This window comes from Stenotrophomonas maltophilia (genome assembly GCF_002799155.1).
GTDB lineage: Bacteria > Pseudomonadota > Gammaproteobacteria > Xanthomonadales > Xanthomonadaceae > Stenotrophomonas > Stenotrophomonas maltophilia_R.
Window position 1 is genome coordinate 578,388 of record NZ_NERD01000002.1, and the last position, 17,538, is coordinate 595,925.

Annotated in this window: 23 protein-coding genes; 3 read left to right on the top strand and 20 right to left on the bottom strand. The window is 67.7% G+C overall.

Going from position 1 to position 17,538, the window contains the following annotated elements; translation table 11 throughout:
* Positions 1-81: 81 nt before the first annotated feature.
* The 13 genes from ptsP to B9Y82_RS03285 all read right to left on the bottom strand — a co-directional run bounded on the left by ptsP (position 82) and on the right by B9Y82_RS03285 (position 10,551).
* Positions 82-1,851 carry a phosphoenolpyruvate--protein phosphotransferase gene (ptsP, locus tag B9Y82_RS03225; RefSeq protein ID WP_100471506.1) on the bottom strand — a complete coding sequence of 590 codons (1,770 nt, stop codon included), beginning with the start codon at positions 1,849-1,851 and terminating at the stop codon, positions 82-84.
* A 2-nt stretch (positions 1,852-1,853) separates the two neighbouring features.
* The gene (locus B9Y82_RS03230; RefSeq protein ID WP_005408385.1) at positions 1,854-2,123 is read right to left on the bottom strand and encodes an HPr family phosphocarrier protein; all 270 of its coding nucleotides are present in this window, start codon (positions 2,121-2,123) and stop codon (positions 1,854-1,856) included.
* Positions 2,116-2,508: a PTS sugar transporter subunit IIA gene (locus tag B9Y82_RS03235; protein WP_014036239.1), complete on the bottom strand. Its 393-nt coding sequence runs from the start codon at positions 2,506-2,508 to the stop codon at positions 2,116-2,118. The genes B9Y82_RS03230 and B9Y82_RS03235 overlap by 8 nt, the downstream gene beginning before the upstream one ends.
* Before the next feature lie 296 nt (positions 2,509-2,804).
* A complete protein-coding gene (rapZ, locus tag B9Y82_RS03240; protein ID WP_100471507.1) occupies positions 2,805-3,689 on the bottom strand; it encodes an RNase adapter RapZ in 885 nt (294 codons plus the stop codon).
* 26 nt (positions 3,690-3,715) lie between these two features.
* A complete protein-coding gene (gene hprK, locus B9Y82_RS03245) occupies positions 3,716-4,666 on the bottom strand; it encodes an HPr(Ser) kinase/phosphatase (protein WP_005408388.1) in 951 nt (316 codons plus the stop codon).
* Positions 4,663-5,115, bottom strand: a complete 453-nt coding sequence (locus B9Y82_RS03250) for a PTS sugar transporter subunit IIA (protein WP_100471508.1) — start codon at positions 5,113-5,115, stop codon at positions 4,663-4,665. The genes hprK and B9Y82_RS03250 overlap by 4 nt, the downstream gene beginning before the upstream one ends.
* Positions 5,116-5,136: 21 nt before the next feature.
* Entirely contained in the window at positions 5,137-5,454 is a 318-nt protein-coding gene (gene hpf / locus B9Y82_RS03255) for a ribosome hibernation-promoting factor, HPF/YfiA family (protein ID WP_005415556.1), read from the bottom strand.
* A 58-nt stretch (positions 5,455-5,512) separates the two neighbouring features.
* Positions 5,513-6,934: an RNA polymerase factor sigma-54 gene (locus tag B9Y82_RS03260; protein WP_100471509.1), complete on the bottom strand. Its 1,422-nt coding sequence runs from the start codon at positions 6,932-6,934 to the stop codon at positions 5,513-5,515.
* A gap of 40 nt (positions 6,935-6,974) precedes the next feature.
* Positions 6,975-7,694 carry an LPS export ABC transporter ATP-binding protein gene (gene lptB, locus B9Y82_RS03265; protein ID WP_005415558.1) on the bottom strand — a complete coding sequence of 240 codons (720 nt, stop codon included), beginning with the start codon at positions 7,692-7,694 and terminating at the stop codon, positions 6,975-6,977.
* Positions 7,694-8,260: a lipopolysaccharide transport periplasmic protein LptA gene (gene lptA, locus B9Y82_RS03270; protein ID WP_100471510.1), complete on the bottom strand. Its 567-nt coding sequence runs from the start codon at positions 8,258-8,260 to the stop codon at positions 7,694-7,696. Before lptA ends, lptB begins: the two co-directional genes overlap by 1 nt.
* Positions 8,261-8,361: 101 nt before the next feature.
* Entirely contained in the window at positions 8,362-8,937 is a 576-nt protein-coding gene (gene lptC / locus B9Y82_RS03275) for an LPS export ABC transporter periplasmic protein LptC (protein WP_100471511.1), read from the bottom strand.
* The gene (locus tag B9Y82_RS03280; RefSeq protein WP_100471512.1) at positions 8,934-9,482 is read right to left on the bottom strand and encodes a KdsC family phosphatase; all 549 of its coding nucleotides are present in this window, start codon (positions 9,480-9,482) and stop codon (positions 8,934-8,936) included. Before B9Y82_RS03280 ends, lptC begins: the two co-directional genes overlap by 4 nt.
* Positions 9,483-9,549: 67 nt before the next feature.
* On the bottom strand, positions 9,550-10,551 hold the full coding sequence (locus B9Y82_RS03285) for a KpsF/GutQ family sugar-phosphate isomerase (RefSeq protein WP_100471513.1): 1,002 nt from the start codon (positions 10,549-10,551) through the stop codon (positions 9,550-9,552).
* A 54-nt stretch (positions 10,552-10,605) separates the two neighbouring features.
* Here B9Y82_RS03285 and B9Y82_RS03290 point away from each other — a divergent pair, with 54 nt between their 5' ends.
* The 3 genes from B9Y82_RS03290 to B9Y82_RS03300 are packed head-to-tail and all read left to right on the top strand — an operon-like array spanning position 10,606 to position 12,452.
* Positions 10,606-10,836 (top strand): BolA family protein, encoded by a 231-nt coding sequence (locus B9Y82_RS03290; protein ID WP_100471514.1) that lies wholly within the window; start codon positions 10,606-10,608, stop codon positions 10,834-10,836.
* A gap of 21 nt (positions 10,837-10,857) precedes the next feature.
* Entirely contained in the window at positions 10,858-12,129 is a 1,272-nt protein-coding gene (gene murA, locus B9Y82_RS03295; protein ID WP_014646237.1) for a UDP-N-acetylglucosamine 1-carboxyvinyltransferase, read from the top strand.
* Entirely contained in the window at positions 12,126-12,452 is a 327-nt protein-coding gene (locus tag B9Y82_RS03300; protein WP_100471515.1) for a hypothetical protein, read from the top strand. The genes murA and B9Y82_RS03300 overlap by 4 nt, the downstream gene beginning before the upstream one ends.
* A gap of 79 nt (positions 12,453-12,531) precedes the next feature.
* On the opposite strand, the gene B9Y82_RS03305 is transcribed toward B9Y82_RS03300, so the two are convergent.
* The 7 genes from B9Y82_RS03305 to purM all read right to left on the bottom strand — a co-directional run bounded on the left by B9Y82_RS03305 (position 12,532) and on the right by purM (position 17,451).
* The gene (locus B9Y82_RS03305) at positions 12,532-13,215 is read right to left on the bottom strand and encodes a DUF3108 domain-containing protein (RefSeq protein WP_100471516.1); all 684 of its coding nucleotides are present in this window, start codon (positions 13,213-13,215) and stop codon (positions 12,532-12,534) included.
* Positions 13,216-13,217: 2 nt separating this feature from the next.
* Complete coding sequence (locus B9Y82_RS03310) at positions 13,218-14,039, bottom strand: DUF3108 domain-containing protein (protein ID WP_100471517.1); 822 nt, start codon at positions 14,037-14,039, stop codon at positions 13,218-13,220.
* 68 nt (positions 14,040-14,107) lie between these two features.
* A complete protein-coding gene (gene purN / locus B9Y82_RS03315) occupies positions 14,108-14,767 on the bottom strand; it encodes a phosphoribosylglycinamide formyltransferase (protein ID WP_100471518.1) in 660 nt (219 codons plus the stop codon).
* Positions 14,764-15,423 (bottom strand): DUF2238 domain-containing protein, encoded by a 660-nt coding sequence (locus B9Y82_RS03320; RefSeq protein WP_100471519.1) that lies wholly within the window; start codon positions 15,421-15,423, stop codon positions 14,764-14,766. The genes purN and B9Y82_RS03320 overlap by 4 nt, the downstream gene beginning before the upstream one ends.
* 40 nt (positions 15,424-15,463) lie before the next feature.
* A complete protein-coding gene (locus B9Y82_RS03325; protein WP_100471520.1) occupies positions 15,464-15,886 on the bottom strand; it encodes a hypothetical protein in 423 nt (140 codons plus the stop codon).
* Entirely contained in the window at positions 15,883-16,371 is a 489-nt protein-coding gene (locus B9Y82_RS03330; RefSeq protein WP_100471521.1) for a hypothetical protein, read from the bottom strand. Before B9Y82_RS03330 ends, B9Y82_RS03325 begins: the two co-directional genes overlap by 4 nt.
* 21 nt (positions 16,372-16,392) lie before the next feature.
* A complete protein-coding gene (gene purM / locus B9Y82_RS03335; protein WP_100471522.1) occupies positions 16,393-17,451 on the bottom strand; it encodes a phosphoribosylformylglycinamidine cyclo-ligase in 1,059 nt (352 codons plus the stop codon).
* Positions 17,452-17,538 lie beyond the last annotated feature (87 nt).

Below are 17,538 nucleotides of genomic sequence, written 5' to 3' on the forward strand. Positions count from 1 at the left end.
CGCGACGAGACGGGGTCAGATCCCTTTTCCTGCGGAAAAGGGATCTGACCCCAGGCGTGCATGCCCGGCGAGCGGGTGGTGTCAGGCCGTATCCGCCACCAGCGCCAGCCAGCGCTCGATGGCGCGGCGGTCGCGCGCGGCCAGCAGCTTCGGCGCACGGGCGCGCAGCGCACCCAGGTCGGCTTCGCGGATCGCGCGGCGCACCTCCAGCAACGTACCGGGATGCAGGCTGAACTCGCTCAGGCCCAGGGCCAGCAGCAGCGGGGTCATCCGCGCATCACCGGCCATCTCGCCGCAGACCGCCACCGGGACGCGGTGGCGTGCGCCGGTCTCGATCACCATCTGCAACAGCCGCAGCACTGCCGGGTGCAACGGTGAATACAACTCACCCAGTGCCTCGTTGTTGCGGTCGGCGGCCAGCAGGTACTGCACCAGGTCATTGGTGCCGATCGACAGGAAATCGACCAGATCGATGAAACTCTCCAGCGCCAGCGCCGCGGCCGGTACTTCGATCATCGCGCCCAGCGGCACGTGCTCGGACACCATGTGGCCTTCGTCGCGCAGCTGTTCGCCCAGCTTGAGCATGCGCCGGCGCACTGCCAGCAGTTCCTCGCGGGTGCTGACCATCGGCACCAGCACGCGCAGCTTGCCGTAGGCCGAGGCGCGCAGGATCGCGCGCAGCTGGGTGTCGGCCACCTTGGGCCGTGCCAGCGACAGGCGCACACCGCGCAGGCCCAATGCCGGGTTCTCTTCGTTGCTCAGGGTCAGGCCGGTGCGATCGGCCTTGTCCGCACCCAGGTCGAGCGTGCGGATGGTCACCGGCCGGCCGGTCATGCCCAGCGCGGCATCGCGGTAGGTCTGGAACTGTTCTTCTTCGTCCGGCAGTTCGTTGCGCTGCAGGAACAGGAACTCGGTGCGGTACAGGCCCAGCCCTTGAGCACCCAGCGCATGCGCGTGGGTGACGTCCTCCAGCGATTCGGCATTGGCCAGCAGGGCGATGTCGACCTGGTCGCGGGTACGGCTGGGCTTGCTGCGCAGGCGACCAAGCTCGCGCTGCTCGCGCGCGTGTTCCTTCAGGCGCGCGCGGTAGTCACGCAGGTTGTCTGCCAACGGGTTGGCGGTGATGCTGCCGTCGGCACCGTCGATGATCAGCACGTCGCCGTCAGCGATGCGGCTGAGCAGCTGCGGCACGTTGACGATCAAGGGCAGGTGCAGGCTGCGCGCCAGGATCGCGCTGTGCGACAGCGCGCTGCCGGCGGCGGTGACGATGCCGACCACCCCCTGTGCCTGCAGCTGCGCCAGTTCGGACGGAGCGATGTTGTCGCAGACCAGGATTTCACCGGCCAGGCCCTTCATCACCTGAGGGCGTTCGGGTTGCAGGAAGGCGTGGATGCGGCTGATCACATGGTCGAGATCGTCCATGCGGCTCTTCAGGTAGGCATCGTCCATGCCATCGAAGACCTTGGCCAGCCGGTCACGCTGCAGGCGCAGCGCATAGCCGGCGCTGTACGGGCCGCTGCGGATCAGCTCGTCCAGCCCCAGCAGCAGTTCGGGGTCATCCAGCAGCAGGGCATGCAGGTCGAGGAACTCGCCCACTTCATGGTTCAGTGCACCCTGCAGCCGCTGCCGCAGTTCGTGCATTTCCGTACGCGCCGCATCCACCGCACGATGCAGGCGGGCCAGCTCGGCCTCGACCTGGTGGACGGCAATACGTTGCTCGGCCACTTCCAGCGCATGCGGCAGGCGTACGCGGGCCCGGCCCATTGCCGCGCCGCGGGCAGCACCGTGCCCGGCCAGCAGTTGTACCGGCCGCTGGCCGGAGGGGACCTGGCCGGCGCGTGCGCGTGGCACGCTCAGCTGTCCTCGTCGAAGCGGCGTTCGAACAGGCCGACCACCGCTTCCATCGCGGCGGCTTCATCTTCGCCGTTGATGCGCACGGTGACCGGGGTGCCCTGGCCGGCGGCCAGCAGCATCACGCCCATGATGCTCTTGGCGTTGATCTCACGGCCCTTGGCGGCCATGGTCACGTTGCAGCGGAACGGCGCCAGGGTCTGCACCAGCTTGGCGGTGGCCCGGGCATGCAGGCCCAGGCGGTTGCTGACGGTGAGTTCTCGTTCAAGCATCGTCGACTATCGCTCCATTACGGGTACCCGCCGCGGCTGTGGCGGGCAGTTGATCCAGTCCCTGTTCCGGATAATTCATCACCCGCAGCAACATCGGCAGGCTCAGCGCCGACACCCGGCGAACCGGGGTCCCCAGCCGGGCCAGCTGCCCGGCAAGGTTGGCGGGGCTGGCGCCGTACAGGTCGGTCAGGATCAGCACGCCTTCGCCGCTGTCGACCCGCCGCAGGGCGGCCGAGGCGAGCGGGAGCAGGGCGTCCAGGTCTGCGTCGAACGGTACTTCGAAAGCTTCGGTTTTCAGCGGCAACTGCCGCAGGAGCCGGGTCGCCACGTCAAGCAGGGCGGTCCCGACCCCAGGATGTGTTACGAGGAGAATGCCACAGGTCATTACTGCACGTTAACAGGTCAAGGTGAATCGGCGATAGCAGCAGATGAGGGGCACTGTGTCCCGTATTCAGCGTTACCGGGATCAGAGCCCTTTTCCCCTGGAAAAGGGATCCGACCCCATCCGTTTTTCGATGCCCGGCAGAGATTCATCCACGCATGGCGTGGATCTACTGTGTCGACCAAGGTCGACACTCACCAACAGCACACCGCACTGCCAGCCCACGGAAGCCGCTTTTGCTGTTGCCGACCAGCGGCCGGCACTACCAGCGGGTGCCGGGCGCAGCCCGGCCGACCCCCTCAATCCTGTTCGCGGTGGTAGGTGGCCACGTCTTCCCAGCCCTTCTCGCGGGCATGCCGCGCCATGCGTTCGGCCAGGAACACCGAACGATGCTTGCCGCCGGTGCAGCCGAATGCCACGGTCACATAGCTGCGGGTGCCATCGCCCAGTTTCGGCAACCAGGTATCGAGGAAATCCATCAGCTGGGCCAGGTAGCGCTGCACGTCCGGCTGCGCTTCCAGGTAGTCGCGCACGCCGGGCTCGCGGCCGCTGAGTGCGCGCAGGTCCGGGTCCCAGTGCGGATTGGGCAGCACGCGGGCGTCGAACACGAAGTCCGCCTCGGCCGGTACGCCGCGCTTGTAGGCGAACGATTCGAACAGGAGCGACAGGCGAGTGGCGTGGTCCAGCGCGAACTCGGTGATGATCCGCCGCCGCAGCTGGTGCACGTTGAGCGTACTGGTGTCGATCACCGCATCGGCCTCGCGTCGCAGCGGGGCAGTCAATTCACGTTCGCGGGCGATCGCTTCGGGCAGTGACAACCCCAGCTGGCTCAGCGGATGGCGACGACGGGTATCGGCGTAGCGCTTGAGCACCGTTTCGTCGTTGGCCTCGAAGAACAGCACCTTCACTTCCACGCCGGCATCGGTGGCCAGCTTCCGCCAGTCGCCCAGCTGGCTCAGGTCGGCCTGGCCGCGCACGTCGATGCCCACCGCCAGCCGGCGCGGCGCGCTGCCGTCGTGGTTGGCCAGCAGGCTGCGCACGAAGTCCGGTAGCAGGTGGATCGGCAGGTTGTCCGAGCAGTAGTAGTCCTGGTCCTCGAAGGTCTTCAGGGCGACGGATTTACCCGAGCCGGACAGGCCGCTGACGATGATCAGGGTCGGGGCGGAGGGGGTGGCGGTGCTCATGGACAGGCTCTTCGAAGGGCGGGGAATCAGGGTGTTCGCCGTTCCAGCAGGTTGCTGTGGCGGGCGATGAACATCGCTGCCGGGTCAATGCCCTTGGTGCGCAGGATGTGCAGGCGGGTCGCGGCCTCGGTCAGCACGGCCAGGTTGCGACCGGGCATCACCGGCAGGGTGATCAGCGGAACGTCCAGGTCCAGCACATGGCGGGTACCCGAGTCGCCGGTCAGGCGCTCGTAGCCATGCGGGGTGGGTTCGGTCATCGGCTTGGTCAGGTGGACGATCAGCCGAAGGTACTTGTTCTTCTTTACAGCCGTGTCGCCGAACATCTCGCGCACGTTCAGCACGCCCAGGCCGCGCACTTCCAGCAGGTCCTGCAGCAGTTCCGGGCAGGTGCCGTCGAGCACGTCCGGGGCGATCTGGGTGAATTCGGGGGCGTCGTCGGCGACCAGGCGGTGGCCGCGGCTGAGCAGTTCCAGCGCCAGCTCGCTCTTGCCCGACCCGGCCTCGCCGGTGATCAGCACGCCGATGGAATAGATCTCCATGAAAACGCCATGCAGGATCACCCGCGGCGCCAGCGTGCGCGCCAGGTGGTAGGACAGGTGGTTGAGCAGTTCGTGGCCGCGCTTGGGCGACAGCCACAGGGGGGTACCGGATTCATCGGCGGCGGCGCGCAGGTCTTCCGGGCACGCCTGGTTGCGGGTCAGCACCAGCGCCAGCGGATGCGACTGCATGATCTTTTCGATGGTCTCCCACCGCTGGCGCGGTTCCAGCGCATCCAGCCAGGACAGTTCCTCGGTGCCCAGGATCTGCACCTTGTTGGGATAGATGGCATTGAGGTAGCCGGCCAGCGAGGGACGCCGCGAGACCGTGTTGCCGGCCTCCAGCTCGCGCTTCTCGCCGGATTTGCCGGCGGCCCAGCGCAGCCCCAGCCGCTCGCGCTGCTGTTCGAACAGTTCACGGGCGGTGATGCTGGTATTCATGCGGCACTCGCAGGCGGGGTCATGTCCAGCGCCTCGCGCAGGGCCCGGGCGTCGCCCGCTTCGCGCAGGGCCAGGCGGATGTCCGGTGCCGAGAACAGTTCGGCCAACTCGGACAGCAGCATCAGGTGCTGGTGGGTGTAGTGGGCGGGGACGGCCATCGCGAACACCAGGTCCACCGGCTCGTCGCCGCCGAAGTCGACCGGGGTGGCCAGCCGCAGCAGCGCGCCACGTGGGCGGTCCAGGGTCGGCGCGCGGCCGTGGGGGATGGCGATACCGTGGCCGATCGCGGTGCTGCCCAGCGCTTCGCGCTGGCACAGGTTCAGATAGATCTGTTCGGCGTTGGCCTGGCGGCAGGCCAGCAACCCGGCGGCGGCCTGCAGGACGCTGTCACGGTCGGTGGCCGTGCAGAGCTGGGTCTGCACGGCCGCCAGGAGGTCAGTCAGGGGCATGTCTGCGGGGAACGGTGGCAATCAGCCACCATTGTCGCCCACCGGCAGCGGTGCGTGCTGCTGTTTTTTCTCCTTGTGCTTGATCACCAGGCGGTCAAGCTTGTCCGCAAGCAGGTCGATCGCGGCATACATGGTCTGGCCGCCGGCCTCGGCGTGCAGGGTCTGCCCCGGAATGTTGAGGCTGGCGTCGACGTGGTGTTCGGTCTTCTGCAGCTTGAGGGTCACCCGCGCTTCGCAGTGCTGGTCGAAGTGTTTTCCGATCCGGGCCAGCTTCTCCTCTACATAGGACTGCAGGGCCGGGGTGACTTCGACGTCTTTGCCAAACGTTTCGATGCGCATCGGGTTTCTCCTGTGTTCGGATGTGCCAATGAACCTCTCCGCCGGGTGCGGCGGCGCGTCAAGCGATTCTGACCCTTTCGTGCGAGGCGGAGATGTTCATGGCTTCACGATACTTCGCCACGGTGCGTCGCGCTACTGGGATTCCCGACGATTTGAGCAGCTCAGCCAGCTTGGCGTCAGAAAGCGGCTTGCGCGGGTTCTCATCGTCGATCAGGCGCCGGATCATCGCCTGGATGGCCGTGCTGGACGCCTCGCCACCGCCGTCGGTATCGATGCCCGAGGCGAAGAAGGCGCGCAGCGGCAGGGTGCCGCGCGGCGTACGTACGTGCTTGCGGGCGATCGCACGCGACACCGTGGATTCGTGCAGGCCCAGCTCGGCGGCGATCTCGCGCAGGGTCAACGGGCGCAGCGCCTGTTCACCGAATTCGAGGAAGCCGGCCTGTTGCAGGATCAGGCTGCGCACCACCCGCAGCAGGGTTTCGCCGCGCTGCTGCAGGCCCTTCAGCAGCCAGCGCGCCTCCTGCAGCTGGGCGCGCAGGTAGCCGGCGTCGGCCTCGCCACAGCGGCGGATCAGCTGCTCGTAACCGCGGTGGATCACCACCTTCGGTCCGGCATGGCCGGCCAGCGCCGCGCGCCAGATGCCGTTCTGCCGCCACACCACGACATCGGGCACCACGTAGGTGTCCTGCGAAAGCGGTGCGATCTGCGTACCCGGGCGCGGGTCCAGCGAGCGCAGCAGGGCGACCGCCGTGTCGACCTCGTCCAGGGGCTGCTTCAGTTCATGGGCCAGCCCGGCGACGCCACTGCGCGGCAGCCGTTCCAGCGGGCCTGCGGCGATCTGTCGCGCCAGTGCCAGCCCCGGCGTGTCGCCAGGCAGCACGTCCAGCTGCAGCTGCAGGCATTCGCCAAGCGTGCGCGCGGCAACGCCGACCGGGTCGAAACGCTGGATACGGTGCAGCACCGCGAGGATTTCATCCTCATCGGCATGGACTGCCGGCAGCAGGGTTTCGGCGATGGTGGCCAGCGGTTCGCGCAGGTAGCCGTCGTCGTCCAGCGCATCGATCAGTGCAGCGCCGATGCTGCGGTCATGCGTGGAAAGGTGCGACAGGTGCAGCTGCCACAGCAGGTGGTCGGCCAGCGTTTCGGTTTCGGCCACGCGCTCGGCGGCACTGCCGGTGTCATCGTCATCGTCGAAGCTGCCGCCACTGCCGGCGGCACTCCAATCGAGTTCGGCCGGCGCCCAGTCGTCGCCGTTGCCGGTGCGTTCGGCGGGCGCGTCGGCATCCGCGCTGTCGCTGCCTTCATTGGCGGCACTGCTGTCGTTGCTGTCGGCCCAGTCCAGCAGCGGATTGCTTTCCACGGCCTGGGCGATTTCAAGCTCCAGTTCGGTCGTGGACATCTGCAGCAGCTTGATCGCCTGCTGCAGCTGGGGCGTGAGCACCAGGTGCTGTCCCAACGATGTCTGCAGCCGAGTCTTCATGCCTGTGCCGAACGGAAGGAAAGGGACCCGGCGCCTGCGGTCACAGCTTGAAGGAATCCCCAAGGTAGACGCGACGTACGTCGGCGTTGTCCAGGATCGCCTCGGGCGAGCCCTGGGCCAGCACGGTGCCCTCGGCGAGGATATACGCGCGGTCGCAGATTCCCAAGGTCTCGCGCACGTTGTGGTCGGTGATCAGCACGCCGATGCCACGCTGCTTGAGATGGGTGACGATGCGCTGGATTTCACCCACCGAGATCGGATCGACACCGGCAAACGGTTCGTCGAGCAGGATCAGGCGCGGCTGTGCGGCCAGTGCGCGGGCGATCTCGCAGCGACGACGTTCGCCACCGGACAGGCTGGCGCCGAGCTGGTCGGCAACATGGCCCAGCTGCAGTTCGTCGAGCAGGCTGTTCAATTCGCGTTCGCGGCCGGCCGAATCCAGGTCTTCGCGCAGCTCCAGTACCAGGCGCAGGTTGTCGGCCACGGTCAGCTTGCGGAACACCGACGGTTCCTGCGGCAGGTAGCCCACGCCCTGTTTGGCACGGGTGTACATCGGGTCGCTGGTGATGTCCTTGCCGTCGAGCACGATGCTGCCGGCATCGGCGGCGACCAGGCCGACGATCATGTAGAAGCAGGTGGTCTTGCCGGCGCCGTTGGGGCCGAGCAGGCCCACCACTTCGCCAGCGTCGAGGGTCAGCCCGAAGTCCTTGACGACTTCGCGCTGCTTGTAGCGCTTGCGCAGGCCCTTGGCGACGAGCATTACTTCTTGCTCCCGGCCGGCTTGGCCGGCGTGCTGGCCGGCGCCGCCGCCTTGGGCGTGGCAGCCGGCTGTGCCGCCGGATTCTTGTTCTTCGGCGGGATGACGGTGCGCACGCGACTGCCGTCGCCGCCGGAGTTCATCTCGCCGCTGCGGGTGTTGTAGACCATGCGCTGGCCGGCATTGGTGCCGCGCGCGCTGGTGACCTTGTAGTTACCGGTCAGGGTGATGATCTCGGTCTTGATGTCGTAGTCGATGCGATCAGCCACCGCGTCCATCCAGGTGCCATCGTCGAGCTGCTGCTTCATCGTCGCCTGCTTGCCGATGAACACCGCTCGCACGGCCTCGCCATCCTTCAGGTAGATCTCGGCTTCGGACGAGCGGATGTCCAGCGAGCCCTGGGTGACGGTCACGCCCTGCGAAAGCACGGTCTTGCCATCGCCGGTGAGCACGCCCGACTGGGCGCCGGAGTCGATGTTCATGTTCTCGTTGCGGTCGGTGGACTTGGCAAAGGCAGCGCTGGGAACAAGCAGGCCGAGCGCGAGTACGGCTGCAAAGGGAATCTTCATCGGGGTCCGTTCTACCGGTGGGGCCGCCCGGGAAACCGGGGGCGGGTGGGTGGGCTGCCTGCCTTGCGCCTGTCCGGGGACGTCGCAGGAGGGCGGCGGAATCAGCGTCGGGGCGTGTAGCGGCCCTTGGACTGGCTGAGGAAATGATACGTGTTGTTCTTCGAATCCACCTCGAAGCCAACGCCGGACTGTTCCATGCCGGGGCGGGTCATGGTGACCAGTGCATCGGTGCGGGCACGGTTCTCTTTCGGGAACACGTCCAGGTGGTCGGTGCGGAAGGTGGTCGGCACTACGCCCGGGTCGGCCGGGCTGTCGCCGGCGACATTGCCGCGCAGCTTCATCTCGTCGCCCTTGGCGCTGAGCCAGCCGGTCTCGGCGCGCAGGGTCCAGTGCTTGCCATCCTTGTCCGGCATCTCGAACAGCGGCGTGGCGATGTTGATGGTCTGGTCGCCACGCTGGCGCTCCAGCAACGGGGCGCGCAGGGTGGTCGATTCCTTGCCGTGCTCATCCAGGGCGACGATCTGGAAGTCGTGCAGGATGTAGTCCACACCGGCGTCCTGGCCGGCACTGGCCGGCGCCTTGTCGCGGTTGCGCAGGGCGGCCCAGCTGCTGAGCAGGGCCGCCAGCAGCAGGCCGATTCCGAGCAGGGTGCGCCAGTTCAGGGTCGGCAGGTTCATGCGCCGAACCTCGCAAGGACCGCGTCCACGTGGCCCTGGGCGGCCAGCAGGATGTCGCACAGCTCGCGCGCGGCGCCACGCCCGCCATTGGCGCGGGTCTGCCAGTGCACGCGCTCGGCGATCCACGGGTGGGCGTTGGCCGGTGCCACCGCCAGGCCGACCGCGCCCAGCGGCGCCAGGTCCGGCAGGTCGTCGCCCATGAAGGCCACCTGCTCCAGACCGACGCCGTGCTGCGCGCACAGTGCCTGCACGCTGGCCAGCTTGTCGCCCACGGCGATCTGGGTGTCGATGCCGAGGTCGGCGCCGCGCCTGAGCGCGGACTGGCTGTTGCGCGCAGTGATCAGCACGGGATGGATGCCGTGCTGTTGCAGCAGTTTCAGGCCCAGGCCATCCTGCACGAAGTACGCCTTGCTCTCGTTGCCGTCCTTGTCGTAGTACAGCTGACCGTCGGTGAGGGTGCCGTCCACGTCGAAGCAGGCCAGGCGGACACGGGCCGCGGCGGCATGCAGATGGGCGGGGAAGGCGGGCAGGGGGGACCAGGGCATCAGGGTGGCAGGCTCGATGGGTTCGGGTTGGGGCGGTACAGACTGAATGGGGTCTACGGACTGTCGGTTAAACCACCCGGGCCCGCAACAGGTCATGAATGTTCAGGGCGCCGACCGCGCGGCCCTGGCCGTCGACCACGATCAGGCCGGTGATCTTGTGGGTCTCCATCAGCCGGGCGGCCTCCACGGCCAGCTGGTCGGCGCCGATGGTGCGCGGGTTGCGGGTCATCACATCGGCGATCTTCGCGGTCCGTACGTCCAGCGCACTGTCCAGCGCCCGGCGCAGGTCGCCGTCGGTGAACAGGCCGATCAGCACGCCGCCGTCGTCGACCACGGCGGTCATGCCCAGGCGTTTGCGGCTCATTTCCATCAGGGCCTCGCTGAGGCTGGCATCGGCACCCACGCTGGGCAGGTCCTCGCCGGTGTGCATGACGTCGGTGATGTGCAGCAGCAGGCGGCGGCCGAGGCTGCCGGCCGGGTGCGAGCGGGCGAAGTCGTCGGCGGTGAAGCCGCGTGCATCGAGCAGGGCCACGGCCAGCGCATCGCCCATCGCCAGCGAGGCGGTGGTGCTGGAGGTCGGCGCGAGCGCCAGCGGGCAGGCCTCGGCCGGCACGCTGACGTCCAGGTGGATGTCGGCGGCGGTGGCCAGGCTCGACTGCGGGCGGCCGGTCATGGAAATCAGCACGTTGCCCTGGCGCTTGAGCACCGGCAGCAGCATCAGCACCTCATCCGATTCACCCGAATAGGACAGAGCCAGCACGACGTCGTCCTCGGTGATCATGCCCAGGTCGCCGTGGCCGGCTTCGCCGGGGTGGACGTAGAACGCCGGCGTGCCGGTGGAGGCCAGGGTGGCGGCGATCTTGCGGGCGATATGCCCGGACTTCCCCATGCCGGTGGCGACCACCCGGCCACGGCTGGCCAGTATCGCCTGGCAGGCCTGCTGGAAAGCCTCGCCAAGGCGGTCGGCCACGGCATCCAGTGCCTGCTGTTCGATCTCGAAGACGCGGCGGCCACTGGCGACCAGGCTGGCCGGATCGACGGAACGGGGGGGCAGGAGGGACTCGGCCATGCGGACGCCACGCAGCGGAAGTAGAATGGAGGCACATTTTATTAGGAAAGCCCGTTGGACGCCGACACCATCCGCAACCTGATCGAAACCGGCCTGCCCGGCGCCCGCGCCGACGTGCACGGCGATGATGGCGTGCATTTCGACGCGACCGTGGTCTGCGAGGCCTTTGCCGGAAAGATGCCGCTGGCCCGCCACCGGATGGTCTATGCCACCCTGGGCGACCTGATGGGCGGCGCGATCCACGCGCTGGCGCTGAAAACCGTGACCCCGGCCGAAGCCGGCTGAACCGCAGAAGATCCCGAATACATGGCCAAGATCGTTGTGACCGGCGGCGCTGCGCTGCACGGTGAAGTGAGCATCTCCGGCGCCAAGAACGCCGTCCTCCCCATTCTCTGCGCGACCTTGCTGGCTGATGCGCCGGTGGAGATCACCAACGTGCCGCACCTGCACGACGTGGTCACCACGGTGAAGCTGCTGGGCGAACTGGGCGCCAAGGTCACCATCGACCAGGGCACGCTGTCGCGCGGCAGCGCGATCGTGGTCGACCCGCGTCCGGTCAACCAGCACGTGGCACCGTACGAGCTGGTCAAGACCATGCGCGCCTCGATCCTGGTGCTGGGCCCGCTGCTGGCCCGCTTCGGCGCGGCGGAAGTATCGCTGCCTGGCGGCTGCGCGATCGGTTCGCGTCCGGTCGACCAGCACATCAAGGGCCTGCAGGCCCTGGGCGCCGAGATCGTGGTCGAGAACGGCTTCATCAAGGCCACCGCCAAGCGCCTGAAGGGCGGCCATTTCACCTTCGACATGGTCAGCGTCACCGGCACCGAGAACGTGCTGATGGGCGCGGTGCTGGCCGAAGGCACCACCATCCTCGACAACTGCGCGATGGAACCGGAAGTGACCGATCTGGCGCATTGCCTGATCGCGCTGGGTGCGAAGATCGAAGGCCTGGGCACTGCCCGCCTGGTCATCGAAGGCGTCGAGCGCCTGTCCGGTGGGCGCCACGAAGTGCTGCCCGACCGCATCGAAACCGGCACCTTCCTGGTGGCCGCGGCGATGACCGGTGGCAAGGTTACGGTCAATCGTGCGCGCCCGAACACCATGGATGCAGTGCTGTCCAAGCTGGTCGAAGCCGGTGCGAAGATCGAGACCACCGACGACACCATCACCCTGGACATGCAGGGCAAGCGGCCGAAGGCGGTCAACCTGACCACCGCGCCGTACCCGGCGTTTCCGACCGACATGCAGGCGCAGTTCATGGCGCTCAACTGCGTGGCCGACGGCGTGGGCGTGATCAATGAAACGATCTTCGAGAACCGTTTCATGCACGTCAACGAACTGCTGCGCCTGGGCGCGGACATCCAGGTTGAAGGCCACACCGCCATCGTGCGCGGCAGCGAGCACCTGAGCGGTGCGCCGGTAATGGCTACCGACCTGCGTGCTTCGGCCTCGCTGATCCTGGCCGGCCTGATGGCCAGCGGCGAGACCACCATCGACCGCATCTACCACCTTGATCGTGGCTACGAGAACATCGAAGAGAAGCTGTCTTCGCTCGGTGCCACCATCCGGCGCGTGCCATGATCCTGCGCGGCAAGTTCAGCCCGCGCCGCAAGGCGCTGCTGGCGCTGGTGCTGATCGTGCTGGCGTGGCTGGGCTATGCCTGGTACGCCAACATCGCCATCACCCAGGGCATCGAGCAGAAGGACATGGACTGGAACGGCGATGGCACCGTTTCGCGCGACGAAATCATCGAGTCGTTCCATGCGGTTGCGGTGAACGACAGCCAGGACGGCAACCGCCATTGCCGAACCTTCGTCTGGCGCAGCACGGGTGAACAGATCCGCGTGGACTGCCGCACCGAGTTCAAGGCGGCCGAAGAGAAACCGGCCGAAGCGAAGAAATAAGAAAACGCCCGCGAAAGCGGGCGTTTCTTTTCGCGGGGTCGGATCCCTTTCCGACGGAAAGGGCTCTGACCCCGGGCGGTCAGTTCATCGCCTTGATGGTCAGGTCCAGCGCATCGCGGCCGCTCTCACGCTGCAGCATGCGCGCCGGCACCGGGAACTCCGGCACGATCCAGGCGATCAGTTCCTTGTTGCCGTCGGCGCGCGAGACCTTGGTGGCTTCATAGCTCTTGCCGCCCACGGTGATCGATTCCTTGCCGATCACGCGGTAGGTCATGTTCTTGATGCGGCCTTCGTCGACCATGCGGTAGGTCAGCGGCTTGCCTGCGGCCAGGTCACGGGCGATTGCCAGGTTGATCAGCAGTGCATCCATGTCACCGGCCTTCAGTGCGATCGGGCCGGCGCGGTCCGGCTTGATGTCGCCGGTCCAGGTGGCCTGGTTGCTGGTCCAGTTGTAGTTGGCCTGCACGTTGCGCTTCTTCACCAGCAGCGCCGAACGGTCCTGGCTGCTGAGCGGGCGCAGCTGGCCACGCACTTCCTCGAACACGGTGCTCTGGCTGAGGTCGGCCAGCTGGTTCTTCACCTGCAGGCTGTAGCGCCACTTGTTGCTGCCTTCGCTGGCCAGGGTCATGGTGCCGTTGGCCTGCATGCCCATGTAGCTGGCCAGGTAATCGGCCTTGAACGGCTGCAGCGCCATGGCCGGCAGGCTGGCCACGGACAGCGCGGCCGCGGCGATCCAGGTGAGGGGGCGGGTCAGGGTGCTCATGCTCAGACTCCTTGGTATTCGATCAGGCGCAGATCCACGCGGTCTTCGCCGTCTTCGCGTTGCAGGATGCGCACCGGGGTGGGGACACCGTTGGCGATCCAGAGGATGGTTTCGTTGTTGCCGCCGTTGGTCCGGTAGACCCGCAGCGCGTTGTAGGACAGGTCGCCGACCTCGACGTTCTCGGTCTGCGGCGCGGCCTGGTAGTCGTGCTGGCGGACCTTGCCCATGTCCACGTAGCGGTAGTGCATGGTGGCACCGGGGCGGGCATCGCGCATGATCGCCAGGTTGATCAGTAGTGCGCTCTGGTCGCCCGGCTGCAGCGGGATCGGCTGCGCGCGTTCCTTCTTGACGTCGCCGCTCCACTGCGCGGTGCCGGCCTGCCAGTTGTACGTGCCGACCGCCTTCTTGCCGAGGAACAGGCCCTTGCGCACCGTGCTCTGGCTGAGCGGTGCATAGGTGCCACCGCGCTCTTCGAACACCGTGCTCTGTTCGATGTTCAGGCCCAGCACGCTGGCGAAGCCGCGGCGGCCGACCACCTGCATGTCCACCCGCCACTGGCTGCCGCCGGTGTGGGTGACCTGCATGCTGGCATCGCCCGCTTCCTTGCCCTTGTAGAAGGCCTGGTAGGTAGCGCTGAACGGCTGCAGCGGCGGCGGTTCCCACGCCAATGCCGGCAGGGCCGGGGCCGTCGTTTCGGCCGGCGGCTGCACCGCTGGCACCGGCGCCGGCGGGGCGGCGGGCGCCTGTGCCTGGCCCCAACCCACGCCGGGAAGCACGGCAAGCGACAGCAGCAATGAAGTGGACAGCAGGGTCGTGGTCTTCATGGAGGACAGGAGCTGCAGGAGGGGGGCAGGATGCCAGCCCCGCAGTCAGCGGGGCGTGTGCGTGGGCGTTACCGGTTCAGGTTCCCGGCGGAATCTAGGACCAGTGGGCTAAACAGGGGGTGACCATCCAGCAGTGGCTGGCCCTCCCGTTCAGCCAGGCGGCCGGCGCACAGCAGCTGCAGGGTGGCGATCAGCAGCGGGTGCTCCACCGCCAGCACGCGTGCAGCCAGGCTGTTCGCGTCATCGCCGGGCAGTACCGGCACCCGTGCCTGGGCCAGCACGGCGCCGGCATCCAGCTCGGGCACCACCAGGTGCACGCTGGCCCCATGCTCCGCATCGCCGGCGTGCAGCGCCCGCGCATGCGTGTCCAGCCCCTTGTGCAGCGGTAGCAGGGAGGGGTGGATGTTGACCAGCCGGCCATTGAAGCGCTGCACGAAGGCGGCGCCGAGAATGCGCATGTAGCCGGCGCAGACGATCAAATCCGGCGCGACCGCGGCCAGCGCATCGCCCAAGGCCTGCTCGTAGGCGGCGCGGTCATCGAATTCTTTCGGTGCATGCGCCCAGCGCAGGCTGGCGCCGACCCGCTGCAGCGCGGCGGCGGACGGGCGGTCGGAGAACACGCCGACCACCTCGGCGGGCAGGCGGCCGTCGGCGATGGCATCGAGGATGGCCTGCAGGTTGCTGCCGCGGCCGGAGGCAAGCACGGCAATGCGGGTGGGCGCGGTCATTGCTGGGTACTCCGGCGGACCAGCGGCCAGGTCAGCAGGCTGCCCACGGTGGCCATCAGCATGTCGGCGTGTGCATCCCACATGTCGCCCTGCTGCCCGTTGTAGGCCTCGGCGGCATCCGGCGACAGGGCAAGCGCGATGGCCCACTCGAACCACTCGTAGACCAGGCTGGCGCACATCACCGTCATCACCGCCAGGCTGAAGGCCTGGCCGCGGCGCAGCGCCGGCCAGGCATGGCGTGCCAGCTGCAGCAGTGCCGGCGTGAAACAGACGCCGAACAGGAAGTGGATGAGGCGGTCGAAATGATTGCGCTGCCAGCCGAACGCCGCATTGGGCGACCAGCCGGTCAGCGCCTGCGCCCACGCGTCGTAAGGCACGTTCGAGTACAGCCAGCGCGCCGCCACGCAATGCAGCGCGATGAAGCCGCAGATCGCGATGAAGGCGCCGTTGCCCATCCAGCCGCGGCGGTCGATCCACAGCAATGCGGCCAGGCCGATCACGGTCAGGGTGCTGTGCAGGGCCTGTTCGGTGGGCCACAGCGGGTGGATCCAGCTGATCGCGAACACCGCCAGCACGGCGGCGAAGGCCAGCTTCTTCGGTAGTGAAAAGCGATGAGTGCTGGCAGCAACGGGGGCGGCGATGGCAGGCGAGGACATGTCGGGTCGATCAGAAGGGGGCGGTCGTCTGCCTGCAGGCTCAGACACTGAGGTGGTCGCCGCGGTCAAACAGCACGGCCATGTCGGGCTTGGACAGGAACACCCAGGCATAGGCGGTCAGGGCCATGCCCAACGGGCCGGCCAGCACCGCCAGCCAGGCCGTGCGCTGGCACCAGGCCAGCCCGGTGCGACGCGACAGCAGGCGCGCGGTGTGCAGCTGCACGAAGCCCAGCACGGCAGCCAGCACTGAAACGGCGCCGTACACCGTGGCCAGCACTGCGCCATCGTCCAGCCCGCGCGAGCTGGCGACCAGGCCGATGAAACCGAGGAAGGCCAGCGCAGCTACCCAGTGGAAAACCGCCAGCGCGTAGAACAGCACCTTCAGCGTCTGCAGGTGGCTGGCCAGCTGCAGCTGCGCAAGCGACTGCTGCGGCAGCGGCGGAGGCGTGCCCGGGCTCGTCATGCCGCGGTACCGGCGGTGTCGAACGCGGCCTTGACCTGCGGGCGCAGCAGCGTGATCAGGCTGAACACCCCCAGCACGGTACCGATCGGCGTGAACAGGCAGGCCAGGCCAGCCATGATCAGGCACAGCAGGTAGCGGCGGCGGCGCGCCAGGCAGCGGCCGGCATAGGCGACGAACGCGCCCAGGGTCACGCCACCGAACACGATGACGCAGCCGATGAGGGTGAACATCCAGCCGAACAGGCGCTGTTCGGCCGGCGACGAGGGTTGGCCGCCGGAATTCATCGGCAGATTGCCGTTGAGGGCGGTGATGCCCAGCACGATGTGGACGATGAAGATCATCGAGAACAGCGCGATCAGGCCACCGACCACGTAGTGCGCAATCGACAGCATGCGCAGATGGTCAGCATCCTGGCTGCTGAACGCCGGTGCCACCGTCGTTGGCGGCGGCACGGGGGCGGGTGTCGGGGGGGGCGTTGCGTCCATGCGGGCTCCTCGGGGCCGGGTTCAGCCGATGTGGACGCGCTCGGCGCCTTCAGCGGTGACCACCTGGCCGATGGTCCAGTGTTCCAGGCCCTGTGCCTTGACCGCCTCGCTCACCGCGGCGACCTGGTCCGCTGCCACGATCAGCACGAAGCCGATGCCGCAGTTGAAGGTACGCCACATCTCGCTGTCGGCCACGGCGCCTTCCTTCTGCAGCCACTGGAACACCGGCGGCAGGGTCCAGGACGAGGCCTGGATGTCCAGGCCGAGGCCGTCGGGCACTACGCGGATGATGTTCTCGGTCAGGCCGCCACCGGTGATGTGGGCCATGCCGTGGATGGCTTCGCCATGCGACTTCAGCAGCGACAGGATCGGCTTCACGTACAGGCGGGTCGGTGCCATCAGCGCATCGACCAGCTTCACGCCGCCTTCCAGTTCCAGCTCGGCCGGGCGGCCGGCACGGTCGTAGATGCGGCGCACCAGCGAGTAGCCATTGGAATGCGGACCGGACGAGGCAATGCCGATCAGCACGTCGCCGGCGGCCACGCTGGCGCCGTCCTTCAGCTCGCTCTTCTCGACCGCAGCGACCGTGAAGCCGGCCAGGTCGTACTCGCCCGGGGCGTACATGTCGGGCATTTCAGCGGTTTCGCCGCCGATCAGCGCGCAGCCGGCCTCGGTGCAGCCGTTGGCGATGCCGCCCACGACCGCCGCGGCGGTGTCGATGTCCAGCTTGCCGGTGGCGAAGTAATCCAGGAAGAACAGCGGCTCGGCGCCCTGCACCAGCACGTCGTTCACGCACATGGCGACCAGGTCGATGCCGATCGTATCGTGGCGGTTCAGCTGATGGGCCAGCTTCAGCTTGGTACCCACGCCATCGGTACCCGACACCAGCACCGGCTCGCGGTACTTGTTGGACAGGTCGAACAGGGCGCCGAAACCGCCCAGGCCGCCCATCACTTCCGGGCGGAAGCTGCGCTTGACCAGGGGCTTGATCCGCTCGACCAGCTCGTTGCCGGCGTCGATGTCGACACCCGCGTCACGGTAGGTGAGGGGGGAGGGGGCGGAAGACGGGGTGTTGGTCACGGGCGTCGGCGCTGGCAGGGGTTGAACGAGCGATTTTAACAGGCCGCATTGGCGCAAAGGCCGTATTCGGGCAACAATTCCCCCGGA